The sequence below is a fragment of the Sphingomonas sp. LHG3443-2 genome (assembly GCF_049896405.1).
In the GTDB taxonomy this organism is placed as follows: domain Bacteria; phylum Pseudomonadota; class Alphaproteobacteria; order Sphingomonadales; family Sphingomonadaceae; genus Sphingomicrobium.
The window spans coordinates 2050901-2066211 of record NZ_JAFCUG010000001.1; the positions used below are offsets into that span (position 1 = coordinate 2050901).

Sequence of the window (15311 nt, forward strand, 5' to 3'; positions counted from 1 at the left end):
AACCACCGCCTCATCGCGGCTCTCCGAAGCTGGCGAGAATGGCAGCAGCGGCCCGCTCGGCCGAGCCTTCGAGCGGTCCGAAGGTATCTGCCACGGCCGCCCGCTGAAGATCAGCGAAGCGGTCAGGCGCAGCCAGCACTGCCTGCAGCGCCGGCACGACAGCGTTCGGACTTGCAACGTCGCCTAGGTGCCAGAAAGCGTAATCAGGGTCCTGCTCCCAAGCCACATCATGCGCGTTGACGAACAGGCAGGGTCGGGGCTTCAGCAAGAGAAACTCGTACACTTGGCTCGAGACGTCGCCGAGGTAGAGGTCGGCCACCGCAATGTGGCTCATGTCGATCATCCGCGGCGAGCCGGTGTCGACCAACACGCGGCCCGGCACGGCTAGCGACTGCCAGCGCGCAAGCTCGTCAGCCGATGCCCCTTCAAACGTGCGGATGTGAGGGGCGACGATGAGGTTCAGGTCGGTGTTGCGGGTGATGTCGCGAACAATGTCCGGCGCCCGCTCCAGCGATGACAAAGCCGAGCGGAAGTGCGGATTGTAGAGGATGATCGGTCGATCATTGTCGAAGGGCGCGGGAAGGGCACGGGCCTTGGCCGCGAGGTACTCAGCCTTGGCATAGCCGACCTCGCGCACGCGCTGGGGCCCGACACCGCTCTCAACCATCCGCCGCGCGGTCTTAGGGCCGGCGACGAGCACCCGATCGAAACGGCGGAAGCGCGGTTCGAAGGACACCGCGCGGTCGCCCGCGCCATGCGGCTGACAGATGAACAGTGGCCGGGTCACACCCATCCGCTTAAGGGCAATGGAGGTGCATTCCGCGGTGACCAGGGCGTCTTGCCCGCGAAGCAGGTCGCGGCTGCGCCATAGCATTGGCAGCTTGGCAAGGCTCGGCCGACCCAGTCGGTCGAGCCAGCCGAACCGCCGCAAACGCTGAATCCGCACGCGAGCTTGGGGGAAGTCTGCCAGCACATCTCGCACCGTTTGCTCTGTTGCAGCACCGGCGCAAAAGGCGGTCACCTCCACATCGCCGTATCGCGAGAGGGCTGCGGCGACCGGAAGGGTATGGGTGACGTGGTGAACCCCGCCGACATACAAAAACGCAATGCGGCGCGTCGTGCTCATCCCTTGAGAAAGGGACGGAGGGCGGCGGCAGAAGGACGTCCCTTGACCGGCAGGATGGGCATGGCGGCATCCTTGCCAAGCGCGACCAGGCCCTCTGGGTGACGATGCGCCAATCGCGCAAACTGTCCGATCTTACCCGCATCCGCCATGACCCACCGCAGCGCCGCCTTCATGACGATAAGGTCGAACACCCGGGTCAAAGCCGCTTCCTGGTAAAGGCTGTGCTTGCGATTGGCGCCGCGGATGCGCTCGAACCAGCCTTCGGACCAGCCGATCAACTCGTCACTGATCTGATTGCCGAAGCATCCGCCCAAGATGACGTGCCGTCGCAAGTCCTCGTCGTCGTGCGCGATCTTCAGCCGGGCAAGCGCGCGTCCGCTGATCAACATCTGCCGTTCGATGATCCGCTCGACATTGCTGCGGATGGTCTGACCCGGATGAATGCGCCGCGCGATCAGAAACTTGGGCAGGTTCTCGGCACTGAACCGGTCGGTGAAGCGGGCGAACATGTCGACGTCCTCGCATACCGGAAAGGCAGGATCATAGGGCACCGCTCGTATCGCCTCGGCGCGGCCGAATATGCTGCTCTGCTGAAAGGCCGAGCGGAACAGCAGCAGCGCCCGGATCTCATCATGGCTCCGGAAGGGAACGCGACCGGCCGTCATCAGGGTGCCGTTGGCCTGAATCTTGCGCGCCGCGCTGCCAATCATGTCAGTGCACGGGTGCCGCTGGAGATAGTCGTGCTGCACCTGGAGTCGTTCAGGATGGCAGACGTCATCGCTGTCGAGCCACGCAATGTAGCGGCCGCGAGCTTCCGCCAGCGCCCTGTTGCGGGCAAGCGGGATGCCTTGATTGGGCATTGTCCGCACGAGCCTGACGCGCGGGTCGGTAAAGCCGGCGACGACCTCCGCAGTCTTGTCGGTCGACCCATCGTCGACCACCACCAGCTCAAGGTTCGTAAAAGTCTGCGCCAGCACGCTCCGCACCGCCGCGGCGATGGTGCCCGCGCGGTTGTGGACGATGATGAGGACGGACACAGCAGGCACACCCATCGCCGCCGTCTGGCCGAAGCCCCGCCCAAGGGCAAGCACGGCAGGAATGCGGGCGCTGGCGGATGGGGTGGGATTCGAACCCACGGTGAGCTTCCACCCACGGCGGTTTTCAAGACCGCTGCCTTAAACCACTCGGCCACCCATCCTCACGAACCGACCATCGCAAGTTCGGTCGCATTCAGCTTGTGCCGCCTAGACCGGCTGGACGGCTTGGCGCAAGGCGGGGCTGAACGCCGCGGCCAAGTCGTGCGTTGATGCGTCATGGTTGGGGAGGGCAAGGGCAAGGTGGCGGTTCGGTGGAGCTCTTCGCTTGTCTGCCTGGTGGCGGTCGCCCTCACTCCGGCGAGCGCGATGCAGGAACGCGATCCGCTGGCGCCCTTGCCGACCACGTCTCAGCCGCAACAGCCAGCGCCGGTCCTGGTGGTTCAGCCGCGTGTGGTTGCGCCCACGCCGCCTTCCTACGCCGCCGTCAGCGGGTTCGAGCGCTACAAGGGACAGCTTGCCGCAAGTGTCCGCGCCGCCGGCGTGCGCGACGCCACCATCTCAGCCGTTATCCCGTCGCTTCGGCAGAATGCTCGGGTGATTGCGCTCGACCGTGCGCAGCCCGGCGGCCCTCCAAACAGCCAGGTCATCCCGCCCTTCGCGCCTTACCGAGCGCAGCACGTCACGACCGATCTCATCACGCGTGGGTCTGCCCGTTTCCGCTCCTACGCGCCGCAGCTCGCCTGGCTTGAACAGCGCTTCGGGGTCGAGCCGCAGGTGCTGATGGCGATCTTCGGACACGAGACCAGCTACGGCCGGATCACGGGCACCTTCGACCTGCTCGAAGTGCTGGCAACCCTCGCCTACGAAGGCCGCCGCCGCGCCTTTTTCGAGGAAGAGTTCATTGCGGCCCTGAAGCTGGTCGATCGCGGTACCCCGCGTGCACGCCTCAAGGGCAGTTGGGCCGGTGCCACTGGCTTTCCGCAGTTCATGCCGTCCAACGTGCTGCGCCTCGCGACCGATGGTGATGGCGACGGCGTCGCCAATATCTGGAGCAGCGAGATGGATGGTCTCGCATCCATCGCCGCCTACCTGCAGGATGCCGGATGGAAACGCGGCGTGCATTGGGGCGTGCCGGTCAACGTTCCCGCGGCGCTCAACCGGGCGGCGCTCCGCACCACCTTGGTGCCGCCGCGCTGCCCGCAGGTGTTCCGCCGGCACAGCCGCTGGCTGACCATGCGCGAATGGCGCGCGCTCGGTGTCCAGCCGCAAGGGGCCGCGCTGCCCGAAGGCGAGATGGCGACGCTGATCGAGCCGGACGGGCAGGGGGCGACCGCTTATCTGCTGACGAGCAACTATCGGGCAATCCTCGATTACAACTGCTCTAACTTCTATGCCTTGTCGGTCGGGCTGCTGGCTGACCGGATTGCGGCAGGCCGCTGATTTAAGCGGAGAGGAGGGCTTCAAGCCGCCGAGGCGGGCGGCTACGACAGCCACATGAATCGTCCCCGCCTGCTTGCCGCCCTGCTGCTCACCACCGCCGCCAGCGCCGCCGTTGCCGCTGCTCCGCCGTTCGAGACGCCGGCGCGCGTCGCCTATCTTGTCGACCTGTCGTCGGGAGCCACGCTCCTCGCCAAGGACGCGGACAGGCCGATGCCTCCTGCGTCCATGGCCAAGATGATGACCAGTGAGGTGGCGTTCGAGCTCATCAAGTCCGGCCAGTTGCCGTTGTCGAAGATGTGCACGGTTAGGCCCGAGACCTGGAAGCAGTGGCATAGCGCTGGCTCGACCATGTTCCTGTCGGTGAACGAGCAGGTCAGCGTCGAGAACCTGCTGCACGGCGTCGTCACCTTGTCTGGCAATGACGCCAGCGTGGTGCTTGCCGAATGCATCGCCGGGACCGAGCAGGCCTTTGCCGCGCAGATGAACGCGCTTGCCAAGCGGCTCGGCATGAAGAACAGCCGCTTCTGCAATGCGACCGGTTGGCCCGACGAAGGCTGCACCGTCACGACCGCGCGCGATCTCGCGACGCTGGCGCGAGCCTCGATCGAGCGGCATCCCAAGCTCTACAAGCAATTCTATGGGCAGCCGAGCTTCACCTGGGGCAAGACCTTGGGTGCCGGCGCCGACATCACGCAGGCAAATCGCAATCCGATCCTTGGCGTGGTGCCGGGCGCAGACGGGCTCAAGACTGGGCACACGGAGGAAGCGGGCTACGGCTTCACCGGTTCGGCCGAGCAGAATGGCCGCCGCCTGGTGATGGTACTGGCCGGGCTCGACAGCTTCACCGGGCGCATTGCCGAATCCAATCGCCTGATGAACTGGGGCTTCGCCGCCTGGCAGTCGCGGCCGCTGTTCGCGGCCAACGCAGCCGTGGGCTCTGCTGAAGTCCAGCTCGGTGACGAGAGCCAGGTTCAACTGGTCGCTCCACGACCGATCGCGGTCAGCTATCCCGCTGGCGCAGTTGGCGGCGAGCCGAAGATGCGGATCGCGTACAACGGTCCACTCAAGGCCCCGATCGCCAAGGGCGCAGAAGTCGCGCAACTGATCGTCACCACGCCGGACGGCACCGTACAGCGCATGCCGCTGGTCGCTGCTGAAGCGGTGGACGAAGCTGGCTTCTTTGGCCGCTTCTGGCTTGGGCTGAAGCAGCTGGTCGGACTTGCCTGATTTGGTGACGCGCGGCCGCTTTATCACGCTCGAGGGCGGGGAAGGGGTCGGCAAGACCACTCAGCTCCGAGCGCTAGCCGACGCCTTGCGTGCTCGGGGCATCGACGTGGTCACTACCCGTGAGCCTGGCGGCAGCGACGGCGCGGAGGCCATTCGCCGCTTGCTCCTCGAAGGCGGTGAAGAGCGTTGGAACGCGCCGGCCGAAGCCTTGCTGTTCGCCGCTGCCCGCACAGACCATGTCGACAAGCTGGTCCGCCCTGCGGTCCAATCGGGACAATGGGTGCTGTCCGATCGCTTCATCGACAGTTCGCTTGCCTATCAGGGCGGAGCCGGTGGCCTCGGGATCGAAGCGGTGCGCGCCATTAACGCCTTCGGCATTGAGGAGTGGTTCCCCGACCGCACCTTGCTGCTTCTCCACCCCGACGGTGCCGAGCGGGCCCGGGCACGTGACGGCGAAGTGTCGGACCGCATCGGCGGCCGTCCTGCCTCCTACCACGAGGGGGTGGAGCAGGCGTTTCGCGACATCGCTGCTGCCGAGCCTGAGCGGGTGCACCTCGTCGATGCTTCCGGTTCGCCTGAGCAGGTGACCGGACGCCTGCTTACCGCGCTCGAGGACCTGCTGTGACCATCCTCGGGCAAGATCGTGCCGTCGCCGCCTTTCGCGAGGCGCTGGACAGCGGCAGCCTCCACCACGCCTGGCTTCTCGCCGGCCCTCGCGGAGTGGGGAAGGGGAGCTTTGCGCGGGCCGCTGCGCGCCGCGTGCTGGCAGGGGCAGGCGGCCCGCCGGTTGATCTCCCCGGCCTCGACACACCACCCGATCACCGGATGGTGCGGCTGATCGACGCCGGCAGTCATCCCGACTTTCGCCTGATCAAGCGCGAGGCGCATGAGAGCGGCCCGAAGAAGGGTGAACTGCGCCGCGGCATCAGCATCGACCAAGTGCGCAAGCTTCAGGAGCTGTTCGCCGTCGCGCCGAGCCTCGGCGATTGGCGGGTGGCCATCATCGACTGCATGGACGAACTTGAGCCGCAGGCCGCCCAAGCGCTTCTCAAGACGCTCGAAGAACCCCCGGCCAAGAGCCTGTTTCTGCTGGTTTCACATTCGCCGGGCCGCCTGTTGCCGACCATCCGCTCCCGCTGCCGGCGACTTGATTTTCAAACGCTTGATCAGGCCTCGCTCGACGCAATCCTCCAGGCCGAGCGCCCCACCATGTCAGCGGAAGACCGCGCCCGCCTGATCCCGCTCGCAGGCGGCTCGGCAGGGCGCGCGCTCGACTTCGCTGAACTTGACCTTGGCCCGCTGGCGCAGGAGGCGCTTTCGATTCTGCGCCACGGCGATCCGGATAACGCCCGTCGCTCCCGCCTAGCTTCCAGCCTCGCGCTCAAGGCAGCGGGTCCGCGCTATGCCGCCTTTCTCGACATGGTGCCGCCTCTGATCGCCGGCGAGGCGCGGCAAGCGGAGGGCATGCGGCGCCTGCGCGCGGCCGAAGCCTATGAACGCGCCCGCGAGACCGCGTCGCTTGCTCCGCGTCTGTCACTCGATCCTGCGAGCACCGTTTTTGCGCTCGGCACCATCATGGCAGAGGTATCGGGAAGCTAGGCGCGGTCTTCCTCTCCGCCCAAGCCTTCCCTAAAGCGCTCGGGACATGTCCGAGCCATTCTACATCACCACCGCCATCGCTTACCCCAACGGCCGCCCGCACATTGGCCACGCCTATGAGGCGATCGCCGCCGACGTCATTGCGCGCTTCATGCGTACCGAGGGCCGCGACGTCCGGCTGGTCACGGGGACTGACGAGCACGGCCTGAAGATGGTCCAGACCGCTCGCGGACAAGGGCGCGACACGCTCGAGTTCGCGGACGAAATGTCGAGCTATTTCCGCGCGATGTGCGATGGCTTGAATATCAGTTATGATGCGTTCGTCCGTACATCGGAAGAACGCCACCACGCTGCCAGCATCGCGCTGTGGAAGGCGATGGAAGCCAATGGCGACCTTTACCTCGACCGCTACGAAGGCTGGTACTCCGTCCGCGACGAGGCCTATTACGACGAGAAGGAACTCGTCCCCGGCGAAGGTGGCGAGAAGCTGTCGCCCCAGGGCACACCGGTCGAATGGACGGTGGAGGAAAGCTGGTTCTTCAAGCTTTCCAACTACGCCGACCGCCTGCTCGCCCATTACGAAGCCAATCCGGACTTCATCCGTCCCGAGAGCCGCCGCAACGAGATTATCCGCTTCGTCGCAGGTGGCCTGAAGGACCTCAGCGTCAGCCGCACCAGCTTCGATTGGGGAGTCCCGGTGCCGGGCTCGCCGGGGCATGTCATGTACGTCTGGGTCGACGCGCTGACGACCTACATGACCGGCGTCGGTTTCCCCGACGATCGCGCCGAATACGACCGCTTCTGGCCGGCGGACCTCCACCTCATCGGCAAGGACATCGTCCGCTTCCATGCGGTCTATTGGCCCGCCTTCCTGATGAGCGCCAAGCTGCCGCTGCCCAAGTCATTGTTTGGTCATGGCTTCCTGCTCGCCCGCGGCGAGAAGATGTCGAAGAGCCTCGGCAATGTGGTCGATCCGATGGTCCTGGCCGACACCTATGGCGTCGACTCCCTGCGCTACTTCCTGATGCGCGAGGTCAGCTTCGGGCAAGACGGCAGCTATTCGGACGAGGCAATTGTTACCCGCTGCAACGCGGAACTCGCCAACAGCTTCGGGAATCTGGCGCAACGCACCTTCTCGATGATCGTCAAGAACCTCGGCGGTAACCTGCCGCCTGCCGGAACCGCAGAGGACGACGCCGCGCTGCTCGCCAAGGTAGCCGAGGCGGAGGAGGGGGCGAAGGCCCGTTTCGCCGACTATGATTTTTCCAGCGGGCTCGAAGCATGGATGGCCGCGGTGTTCGCCGCAAATGCCTATGTCGATGCGCAAGCTCCTTGGGCGCTGCGCAAGACTGATCCGGCCCGCATGGCCGAAGTGCTCGGCACGCTGGCAGTGGTGGTTGAACGTCTCGGGGCCATCGTCGAGCCAGTCGTTCCCGCTTCGATAGCTAGGCTCGATGCTTATCTGAGAGAGGGGAGGGCCGCGCGTCGCCTCTCCTCGCCGAGCCCGATCTTCCCGCGCCTCGAGTTAGCGGTGGCGGAGGAGGAAGGCGCGTGACGCTGATCGACAGCCACTGCCACCTGAATTATCCCGGCTTGGTCGAGCGCGAAGCCGAAGTGCTGGAAAGCGCCCGCGCGCGCGGCGTCTCGGGCTTCCTCAATATCTCCACCCGCCAGCGCGAATGGGCCGAGGTCGTGGCCGCCACCGAGCGTCATTCCGACGTCTGGGCGTCAATCGGCGTTCACCCGCATGAGGCCGACGCACACCCGGATCTCGGCACCGCCGCCCTGGTCGATGCTGCCGCGCATCCGCGGGTTGTCGCCATCGGCGAATGCGGACTCGATTATTATTACGATAAGTCGGACCGCGACAGCCAGAAGGCTCGCTTCCGCGCCCAAATCGAGGCTGCACGGCAGGCCGACCTCCCGCTCATCATCCACACTCGTGATGCCGAGGAAGACACCGCCGCCATTCTCTCGGAGGAAGCCGAAAAGGGTGGGGTAAAGGGCGTGCTCCATTGCTTCACCGGCACCCAGTGGCTTGCCGAGCGTGGCCTCGACATCGGCTTCTACGTCTCGCTCTCGGGGATCGTCACCTTCAAGAATGCCACGGAGTTGCAGGAGGTCGCCAAGAACATCCCTGAAGACCGGCTGCTGGTTGAAACCGACTCCCCGTTCCTTGCCCCGGTGCCCAACCGCGGCAAGCCGTGCGAGCCCGCCTTTGTTGCCGACACCGCGGCTTTTGTCGCCGGGTTGCGGGGTACGTCAGTCGAGCAGCTGGCTGACAGCACCACCGCCAACTTCTTCCGCCTCTTCAACAAGGCGCGGCCGGCCTAAGTGAAGCTCCGCATCCTCGGATCGGGCACCAGCTCGGGCGTTCCTCGGATTGGGAACGATTGGGGTAGCGTCGATCCAGCCGAGCCGAAGAACCGCCGCCTGCGCGCCTCTGCGCTGGCGACGATCGGCTCGCAATGCTTTCTGATCGACGCCGGACCGGATCTTCGCGAACAGCTCAACACCGCGTGCGTGAGCGCGGTCGACAGAGTCATCATCACCCACGATCATGCCGACCACATCCACGGGCTCGACGACCTGCGCCAGGTCGCGCACAATCTGGGCGACCAAGTTCCCGTGCACGGCCGTGCCGACCTGATCGAGCGCTTGCACATGCGCTTCCGCTACCTGTTCGAGGGCAATGCACTCTACCCCGCAGTGTGCCGGACGCACGTGATCGACGGCGAATGGCAGGTGGAAGGCGCCCGCGTGCGCTTCGTCGATCAGCCGCATGGCCGCATCACCAGCCTCGGGATCCGCTTCGATGAAGGCGGGCGAAGCCTGGTCTACGCCATTGATTACGTCGAACTGACAGACGCCATGGCGTCACTCTACGAAGGCGCGGACATCTGGGTTTCCGACTGCCTTCGGCGCCGTCCGCACCCGACCCATGCGCATCTCGATGCGGTGCTCGGCTGGGCGCGCGAGCTCAAGGTCGGGCATCTTGTCCTCTCGCACCTCGACAACAGCATGGACCATGCCCAACTAGTGTCCGAACTGCCCGACTGGGTCGAACCAGCGTTCGACGGGCTCGAACTGGAGCTTTGATTTCAAGCACATGGACGATGGTCAGCTTCCCAGTGCGTTGATCCTGCTGGCCATGCTGGTGTTCATCGCCACCAGCCTGATCGGACGCGGGCTCAGCGTCGGCAAGGCTGCTCGCATGGGGTTTGCGTGGCTCGGCATCTTCGCAGTCGCGTTCGCCCTGTTCGCGTTCCGAGGGGAGTTCTCGACCATCGGCGCGAGGCTCAAGAGTGAGGCGCTTGGCGAAGCACCCGCGGTGGTAAGCGGCGGCGCAGTCCGCATCGCCAAGCGCGACGACGGCCACTTCTGGGTTGATGGCAAGGTGAACCGGCAGGGGGCCCGCTTCCTCATCGACAGCGGCGCGACCACGACCACCATCTCGGCGAGCCTCGCGCAAGCAGCTGGTCTGGAGCCCGGCATGCGCGGTGATGTCGTCAGCACCGCCAACGGGACTGTCTTCATGCCGCGGGTGACCGCGAGCCTGGTCGAGATCGGCCCAATCCGCCGCAACGACAAATCGGTCAACATAAACCCAAGCGACAGCGTCAACGTGCTTGGCATGGACTTCCTTTCAAGCCTGTCGAGCTGGGGCGTTCAGGGCAACACGCTGGTGCTCCAACCATGATCACCAACGACATCCATCTCGGCGGGCTCTACCTGCTGATGGCCGTCATGCTGATCGCCGGCGCGCTGATCGGGCGGCGCGCACCGCTCGCCCGAGGGATCACCTCGATCCTGGCCTTTGTCGTGATCTTCGGCGCTGGCTTCATCGTGTTCAGTTTCCGCGATGACCTTCATTACGTGGCGCAGCGCCTTGAGGCAGAAGCGACCGGCAAGCCGGTGCAGCTTGCCAGCGATGTCATTCGGGTTCCGATCGCGGTCGACGGCCACTTCTGGGTCCAGGCGGAAGTGAACGGCGTGCCGGTAGACTTCCTTGTCGACAGCGGCGCGACCATGACCACGATCGGCCGCAAGACCGCTGCGCTTGCGGGAGTGGCCGTCAGCGATGGTCGCAATCAGGTCGTTCGCACTGGAAACGGCCTGATCCGCGTGGCGACCGGGCGCGCGCAGACTTTATCGGTCGGCGACATCGAACGGCGCAACGTTCGCATGTTCGTGGCTGATGGGGACGAGCTCAACGTTCTTGGCATGAATTATCTGACCAGCCTGAAGCGGTGGAGCGTCGAAGGGCGGTGGTTGGTGCTGGAGAGCTAGATCACAGCCATTTCAAACCCACTTTACATAATACTTATTATCAGACTTAAATGGTACTTCCAGACGGGCCTGTTTTCTTGCTCTCGCTGGATTGCGCTTGGCGCGCTGGCATCGCAAGTCGCCAAACATGACGACTGCCTTCAAGCCCCTTCCGCAACCCGATGCATCCGCAGCCTTGCGGCGACTGATGACGATCATGGCCAAGCTGCGTGATCCCGCCAGCGGTTGCGAATGGGATAAGGTGCAGACCTTCGAGACAATTGCGCCTTACACGATCGAAGAAGCCTACGAGGTCGCGGATGCGATACAGCGCGGCGATCTCGGCGAACTCAAGGACGAACTCGGCGATCTCGCGCTGCAGATCGTTTTCCACGCCCAAATGGCGGCCGAAGCCGGGCATTTCACCATGGCGCAAGTGCTTGACGCGATCAGCGACAAGATGGAGCGCCGCCACCCGCATATCTTCGGTGATGATCCGACCGGTGGTCATCACCGCTGGGAAGAGATCAAGGCGGCAGAGCGTGCAGCCAAGGCGGACGACCCGAGCGTGCTCGCCGGCGTCGCCTTGGCGTTGCCGGCGCTCGAGCGCGCGGCAAAGTTGCAGCAGCGAGCCGCTCGCACTGGTTTCGATTGGCCCGACATTGAGGGTCCGAGGGCCAAGATCTTGGAGGAATTGGAGGAAGTCGCCACCGCCACAAGCGACGAGGATCGCGAAGAAGAAGTCGGCGACCTACTGTTCGCCGTCGTAAACCTCGCACGCTTTCTCAAGATCAACCCTGAAGAAGCTCTGCGAAAGGGCAACGCCAAGTTCGAGCGTCGCTTCAGAGCAATCGAGGCCGAGCCCGGGTTCAGCTCCATGAGCCTCGAGGAGCAGGAACGGCTCTGGACCGCGCAAAAGGCGCGCTGAGGTGCGCATTGCGCTCTACCAGCCGGAGATTGCCGGCAACGTTGGCGCAGTGCTTCGGCTTGGCGCCTGCATGGGTGTCGCAGTGGATCTGATCGAGCCAATGGGCTTCGCGTGGGACGATCGCCGGGTCCGCCGCACGGCAATGGACTATATCGACCATGTCGAGGTCGCGAGACACGCCGACTGGGTGTCCTTTCGCGTCGCCAATGAAGGTGCCCGTCTGGTCCTCTTCTCCAGCAAGGCGACGCAATCGCCCTACGATCATGCCTTTGAGCCGGACGATATCCTGTTGTTCGGCAAGGAAAGTGCCGGCGTGCCCGAGCATGTCGTTGCTGCCTGCGACACCCGCCTGCGCATTCCAATGCGACCGCAAGTCCGCTCGCTCAACCTTGCCACATCGGCCTCGTTGGCGCTTGGCGAAGCGCTCCGCCAGACCAAGCAGATACCGCCGCTCTAAAGCGACTGCCAGCGCTGCAAGTTCTCGGGCGTCAGGCGGACAGCCAGGAACATCTCGTCGCCCTCGGCACGGCTTTCGAGCACCTCACCGCTACGGTGAAGCCAGGCGATCCGCTGACCGTCGCTCGCCGGCAAGCGGAGGTGATGCACGCTTGCCCCTTCGCGAAGCATCTGGCCGACGCGGTCGAGCAGGCCATCCGTCCCCTCGCCGCTCAGCGCGGACAAGGTCACCACGTCATCGCGCCGCGCCGCTTCGTTGAGGACCGCCTCCTGATCCTCTCCGCCGAGGAGGTCGATCTTGTTCCAGACCTCGAGCCGAGCCGGCCCCTCTTCCCCTTCACCGAGGCCCAGGCTGGTCAGCACTTGCTCGACATCGGACTTCTGGGCGTCGCTGTCGGGATGGTGGATGTCGCGCACGTGGATAATGAGATCGGCCGACGCCACTTCTTCCAGCGTGGCGCGAAACGCTGCGACGAGTTCGGTGGGGAGATTGGAGACAAAGCCCACCGTGTCCGACAGGATCGCCTTGTCGAAGCCCGGGAGCTGAATCTCGCGCATGGTCGGATCGAGCGTCGCGAATAGCAGGTCTTCGGCCAGCACGGTCGCCCGAGTCAGTCGATTGAACAGCGTCGACTTGCCGGCATTGGTATAGCCAACCAGCGCAATCACCGGCCACGGCGCGCGCTTGCGGCGGTCGCGGTGAAGCGCGCGGGTGCGCTTCACCTGCTCCAATTCCTTCCGGATACGCGCCATGCGATCACGGATCAGCCGGCGATCGGCTTCGATCTGGGTTTCACCCGGGCCGCCGAGAAAGCCAAAACCGCCGCGCTGGCGCTCAAGGTGGGTCCAGCTGCGGACGAGCCGACCGGCTTGATAGTCGAGATGGGCAAGCTCGACCTGAAGCCGCCCTTCCGCCGTCGCTGCGCGTTCACCGAAAATCTCGAGGATCAGCCCGGTGCGGTCGATGACCTTGGCTTTGGTGCCGTCCTCAAGGTTCTTCTGCTGCACCGGCGTCAGCGCGGCATCGACCACCAGCACCTTGGCGTCGGCCTCCTCGGCGCGGGCCGCAATCTCCTCCACCTGACCCTTGCCGAACAGGGTCGCTGGGCGAGGCTGACGGATGCGGAAGGCGATCCGGGCCGCGACGTCGAGGCTGATCGCTTCGGCTAGGCCCGCCGCCTCGTCCAGGCGGGCGTCGGTGGTTCGAGCGTTGGACTCGTTGGAACGGTCGGGCAGCACCACCAACGCGCGCTCGCCGCGGCGCAGGCCATCGCGGTCCGCTCGGTCAAATCCGGTGCTCACGCCGCGTCCTCCGCATCGGGGTAAGCCGTCCCTAGCTGGAGCGAGTGCGCTGGCTGCATGGTCGAAACCGCATGTTTGTAGACAAGCTGCACCTGGTTGCCGCGGCCGAGCAGCATCGAGAAGCGGTTGAATGCCACCACCTCACCCTGCAGCATGACGCCATTGACCAAGAACACCGTCATCGCTGCTCGCTCGCGGATGGCGGCGGCAAGGAACAGGTCCTGCAGCGTCGCCCTCCCCTCTTCCAGCCCATCCCCGCGAAAGCTCGCAAGCTCGATGTCAATCGGCGCCTCGGCGGGGAGAATGGTCGACATCGCGTGCTTGTAGATGAGCTGCGCCACGCCCTCGCGGCGGAGCAGTAGCGAGAAAGCATCGAACCAGGTGATCACGCCCGTCAGCTTGACCCCTTTGACCAGAAAGATGGTCACAGGAGTCTTGGATCTGCGCAGGCTGTTGAGAAAATGATCCTGTAAGCTGAGGGACTTGGACGGCATTGATTGCTGTTCTTCTTATTATCGTTGCGAGCCTTACAGCTTTAACGCTCCTCCTCGCCATTCTGTCCCTTGTCGCCAAGCCCGAGCGCCTTGAGCTTCCGGTGGAGGGCCGAACGCTCCATTCCGATGAAGCTCGCCGTGCGGCTGATGTTGCCGGAGAAGCGTCGAATCTGGACCCGGAGATACTCGCGCTCGAAGCTCTCGCGCGCTTCGCGCAGCGGCGAGCCCATGATCGACAGCGTTGCCGAAGACAGCCCGCCCGACCCACCGCTATCGAGCACTTCGGTCGGCAGCATGTCCACGTCGATCCGGGCCAGCCGGTCACCCGGAGCCATGATAACCGTCCGCTCGATGATGTTGCGGAGTTGGCGAACGTTGCCGGGCCAATCATGCGCCTGAAGCGCCGCCAGCGCCTCATCGGAGAGGTTCGGCGGCGGCATCCGGCGCTCGGTGGCGAACCGCGCCAGATAATGTGCGCTGAGCTCGGGAATATCCTCGCGCCGCTCGCGTAGCGGCGGAATACGCACCGGCACCACGTTGAGGCGATAGTAGAGGTCCTCGCGGAAACGCCCGGCGGCGATTTCTTCCGACAGGTTGCGCGACGTCGCGGACAGAACGCGAACATCGACTTTCACAGGACGCTGCCCGCCGACACGGGTGAAGCTCTGGTCGGTCAGCACGCGCAGGATCTTGCCCTGCGTCGTCAGCGGCATGTCCGCGATCTCGTCGAGGAATAACGTGCCGCCGTGGGCCTGCTCCAGGAAGCCAGGCCGCGCGACGCCGTCGTTTTCGGAGCCGAACAGTTCCTCCTCGACCCGGTCCGGGTCCATCCGCGCCGCGGCGACGGTCACAAAGGGTCCGGTCGCGCGGGTACTCCAATTATGAATGGTCCGCGCAGCAATCTCCTTGCCGACCCCCGCCGGCCCGGTGATCAGGACGCGGCTGCCGGTCGGCGCCACGCGCTTCAACGTCGCGCGAACGGTATTGATCGCCACCGATGAGCCATTGAGCTGGTCCTCGGTCCCGATCCGCATCTTGAGATCGGCATTTTCGCGGCGCAGGCGATCGGTTTCGGTGGCTCGGCCGACGAGATGAAGCAGCCGGCTCGCCTCAAACGGCTTTTCGATGAAGTCGATCGCCCCTTCGCGGATCGCGGCCACGGCGGTGTCGAGATTGCCGTGCCCGCTGATCATCAGGATCGGCAAGGACGGATCGCGACGCTTCACCTCTTCAAGCAGTTGCAACCCGTCCATTCGCGAACCCTGCAGCCATACGTCCAAAAGAACGAGGCTCGGGCGGCGGCTTTCGATCGCGTCCAGTGCTTCGGTCGAATTGGCGGCGGAGCGGACGGCATAGCCTTCGTCCTCGAGCACGCCGGCAACCAGCTCGCGGATGTCGGCCTCATCGTCGACCACCAGCACTTCAAGTGCCAT

At 64.9% G+C, this 15311-nt stretch carries 16 protein-coding genes and 1 tRNA gene; 11 read left to right on the forward strand and 6 right to left on the reverse strand.

Annotated features, from left to right (window positions below):
• Positions 1-10 precede the first annotated feature (10 nt).
• The 3 genes from ACP69Z_RS10265 to ACP69Z_RS10275 form a co-directional block, all read right to left on the reverse strand.
• Entirely contained in the window at positions 11-1126 is a 1116-nt protein-coding gene (locus ACP69Z_RS10265) for a hypothetical protein (RefSeq protein ID WP_426267392.1), read from the reverse strand.
• Entirely contained in the window at positions 1123-2262 is a 1140-nt protein-coding gene (locus ACP69Z_RS10270; RefSeq protein ID WP_426267393.1) for a glycosyltransferase family 2 protein, read from the reverse strand. The genes ACP69Z_RS10265 and ACP69Z_RS10270 overlap by 4 nt, the downstream gene beginning before the upstream one ends.
• A tRNA-Ser gene (locus tag ACP69Z_RS10275) sits at positions 2235-2324 on the reverse strand. The genes ACP69Z_RS10270 and ACP69Z_RS10275 overlap by 28 nt, the downstream gene beginning before the upstream one ends.
• A gap of 175 nt (positions 2325-2499) precedes the next feature.
• On the opposite strand from ACP69Z_RS10275, the gene ACP69Z_RS10280 reads away from it, so the two are divergent.
• The 11 genes from ACP69Z_RS10280 to ACP69Z_RS10330 all read left to right on the forward strand — a co-directional run bounded on the left by ACP69Z_RS10280 (position 2500) and on the right by ACP69Z_RS10330 (position 12083).
• A complete protein-coding gene (locus tag ACP69Z_RS10280) occupies positions 2500-3603 on the forward strand; it encodes a lytic murein transglycosylase (RefSeq protein WP_426267394.1) in 1104 nt (367 codons plus the stop codon).
• Between the two features lie 54 nt (positions 3604-3657).
• Positions 3658-4830 carry a D-alanyl-D-alanine carboxypeptidase family protein gene (locus ACP69Z_RS10285; protein ID WP_426267395.1) on the forward strand — a complete coding sequence of 391 codons (1173 nt, stop codon included), beginning with the start codon at positions 3658-3660 and terminating at the stop codon, positions 4828-4830.
• Positions 4831-4834: 4 nt separating this feature from the next.
• The gene (gene tmk, locus ACP69Z_RS10290) at positions 4835-5455 is read left to right on the forward strand and encodes a dTMP kinase (RefSeq protein ID WP_426267396.1); all 621 of its coding nucleotides are present in this window, start codon (positions 4835-4837) and stop codon (positions 5453-5455) included.
• Positions 5452-6429: a DNA polymerase III subunit delta' gene (locus ACP69Z_RS10295; protein WP_426267397.1), complete on the forward strand. Its 978-nt coding sequence runs from the start codon at positions 5452-5454 to the stop codon at positions 6427-6429. The genes tmk and ACP69Z_RS10295 overlap by 4 nt, the downstream gene beginning before the upstream one ends.
• A gap of 46 nt (positions 6430-6475) precedes the next feature.
• The gene (gene metG, locus ACP69Z_RS10300) at positions 6476-7984 is read left to right on the forward strand and encodes a methionine--tRNA ligase (protein WP_426267398.1); all 1509 of its coding nucleotides are present in this window, start codon (positions 6476-6478) and stop codon (positions 7982-7984) included.
• Positions 7981-8763 carry a TatD family hydrolase gene (locus ACP69Z_RS10305; protein WP_426267399.1) on the forward strand — a complete coding sequence of 261 codons (783 nt, stop codon included), beginning with the start codon at positions 7981-7983 and terminating at the stop codon, positions 8761-8763. Before metG ends, ACP69Z_RS10305 begins: the two co-directional genes overlap by 4 nt.
• Positions 8764-9528 (forward strand): MBL fold metallo-hydrolase, encoded by a 765-nt coding sequence (locus ACP69Z_RS10310; RefSeq protein ID WP_426267400.1) that lies wholly within the window; start codon positions 8764-8766, stop codon positions 9526-9528.
• A gap of 10 nt (positions 9529-9538) precedes the next feature.
• Complete coding sequence (locus ACP69Z_RS10315; protein WP_426267401.1) at positions 9539-10129, forward strand: retropepsin-like aspartic protease family protein; 591 nt, start codon at positions 9539-9541, stop codon at positions 10127-10129.
• A complete protein-coding gene (locus tag ACP69Z_RS10320; protein WP_426267402.1) occupies positions 10126-10719 on the forward strand; it encodes a retropepsin-like aspartic protease family protein in 594 nt (197 codons plus the stop codon). The genes ACP69Z_RS10315 and ACP69Z_RS10320 overlap by 4 nt, the downstream gene beginning before the upstream one ends.
• Positions 10720-10846: 127 nt before the next feature.
• Complete coding sequence (gene mazG / locus ACP69Z_RS10325) at positions 10847-11626, forward strand: nucleoside triphosphate pyrophosphohydrolase (RefSeq protein WP_426267403.1); 780 nt, start codon at positions 10847-10849, stop codon at positions 11624-11626.
• Between the two features lies 1 nt (position 11627).
• Positions 11628-12083, forward strand: coding sequence for a tRNA (cytidine(34)-2'-O)-methyltransferase (locus ACP69Z_RS10330; protein WP_426267404.1), 456 nt, complete (start codon positions 11628-11630; stop codon positions 12081-12083).
• Here the strand turns inward: ACP69Z_RS10330 and hflX are convergent.
• From hflX to ACP69Z_RS10345, 3 genes are read right to left on the reverse strand one after another with little or no spacing between them, the layout of a single operon-like run.
• Entirely contained in the window at positions 12080-13384 is a 1305-nt protein-coding gene (gene hflX / locus ACP69Z_RS10335; RefSeq protein ID WP_426267405.1) for a GTPase HflX, read from the reverse strand. The two genes, ACP69Z_RS10330 and hflX, sit on opposite strands and share 4 nt — an antisense overlap.
• On the reverse strand, positions 13381-13878 hold the full coding sequence (hfq, locus tag ACP69Z_RS10340) for an RNA chaperone Hfq (RefSeq protein ID WP_426267406.1): 498 nt from the start codon (positions 13876-13878) through the stop codon (positions 13381-13383). Before hfq ends, hflX begins: the two co-directional genes overlap by 4 nt.
• Positions 13879-13919: 41 nt before the next feature.
• Positions 13920-15311, reverse strand: a complete 1392-nt coding sequence (locus tag ACP69Z_RS10345) for a sigma-54-dependent transcriptional regulator (protein WP_426267407.1) — start codon at positions 15309-15311, stop codon at positions 13920-13922.

Bases quoted from the DNA above. Each gene is read 5' to 3' on its own strand.
- ACP69Z_RS10285 (WP_426267395.1), top strand. From the start codon at position 3,658: ATGAATCGTCCCCGCCTGCTTGCCGCCCTGCTGCTCACCACCGCCGCC.
- ACP69Z_RS10265 (WP_426267392.1), bottom strand. From the start codon at position 1,126: ATGAGCACGACGCGCCGCATTGCGTTTTTGTATGTCGGCGGGGTTCAC.
- ACP69Z_RS10315 (WP_426267401.1), top strand. From the start codon at position 9,539: ATGGACGATGGTCAGCTTCCCAGTGCGTTGATCCTGCTGGCCATGCTG.
- ACP69Z_RS10320 (WP_426267402.1), top strand. From the start codon at position 10,126: ATGATCACCAACGACATCCATCTCGGCGGGCTCTACCTGCTGATGGCC.
- ACP69Z_RS10345 (WP_426267407.1), bottom strand. From the start codon at position 15,311: ATGGCACTTGAAGTGCTGGTGGTCGACGATGAGGCCGACATCCGCGAG.
- metG (WP_426267398.1), top strand. From the start codon at position 6,476: ATGTCCGAGCCATTCTACATCACCACCGCCATCGCTTACCCCAACGGC.
- mazG (WP_426267403.1), top strand. From the start codon at position 10,847: ATGACGACTGCCTTCAAGCCCCTTCCGCAACCCGATGCATCCGCAGCC.
- hfq (WP_426267406.1), bottom strand. From the start codon at position 13,878: ATGCCGTCCAAGTCCCTCAGCTTACAGGATCATTTTCTCAACAGCCTG.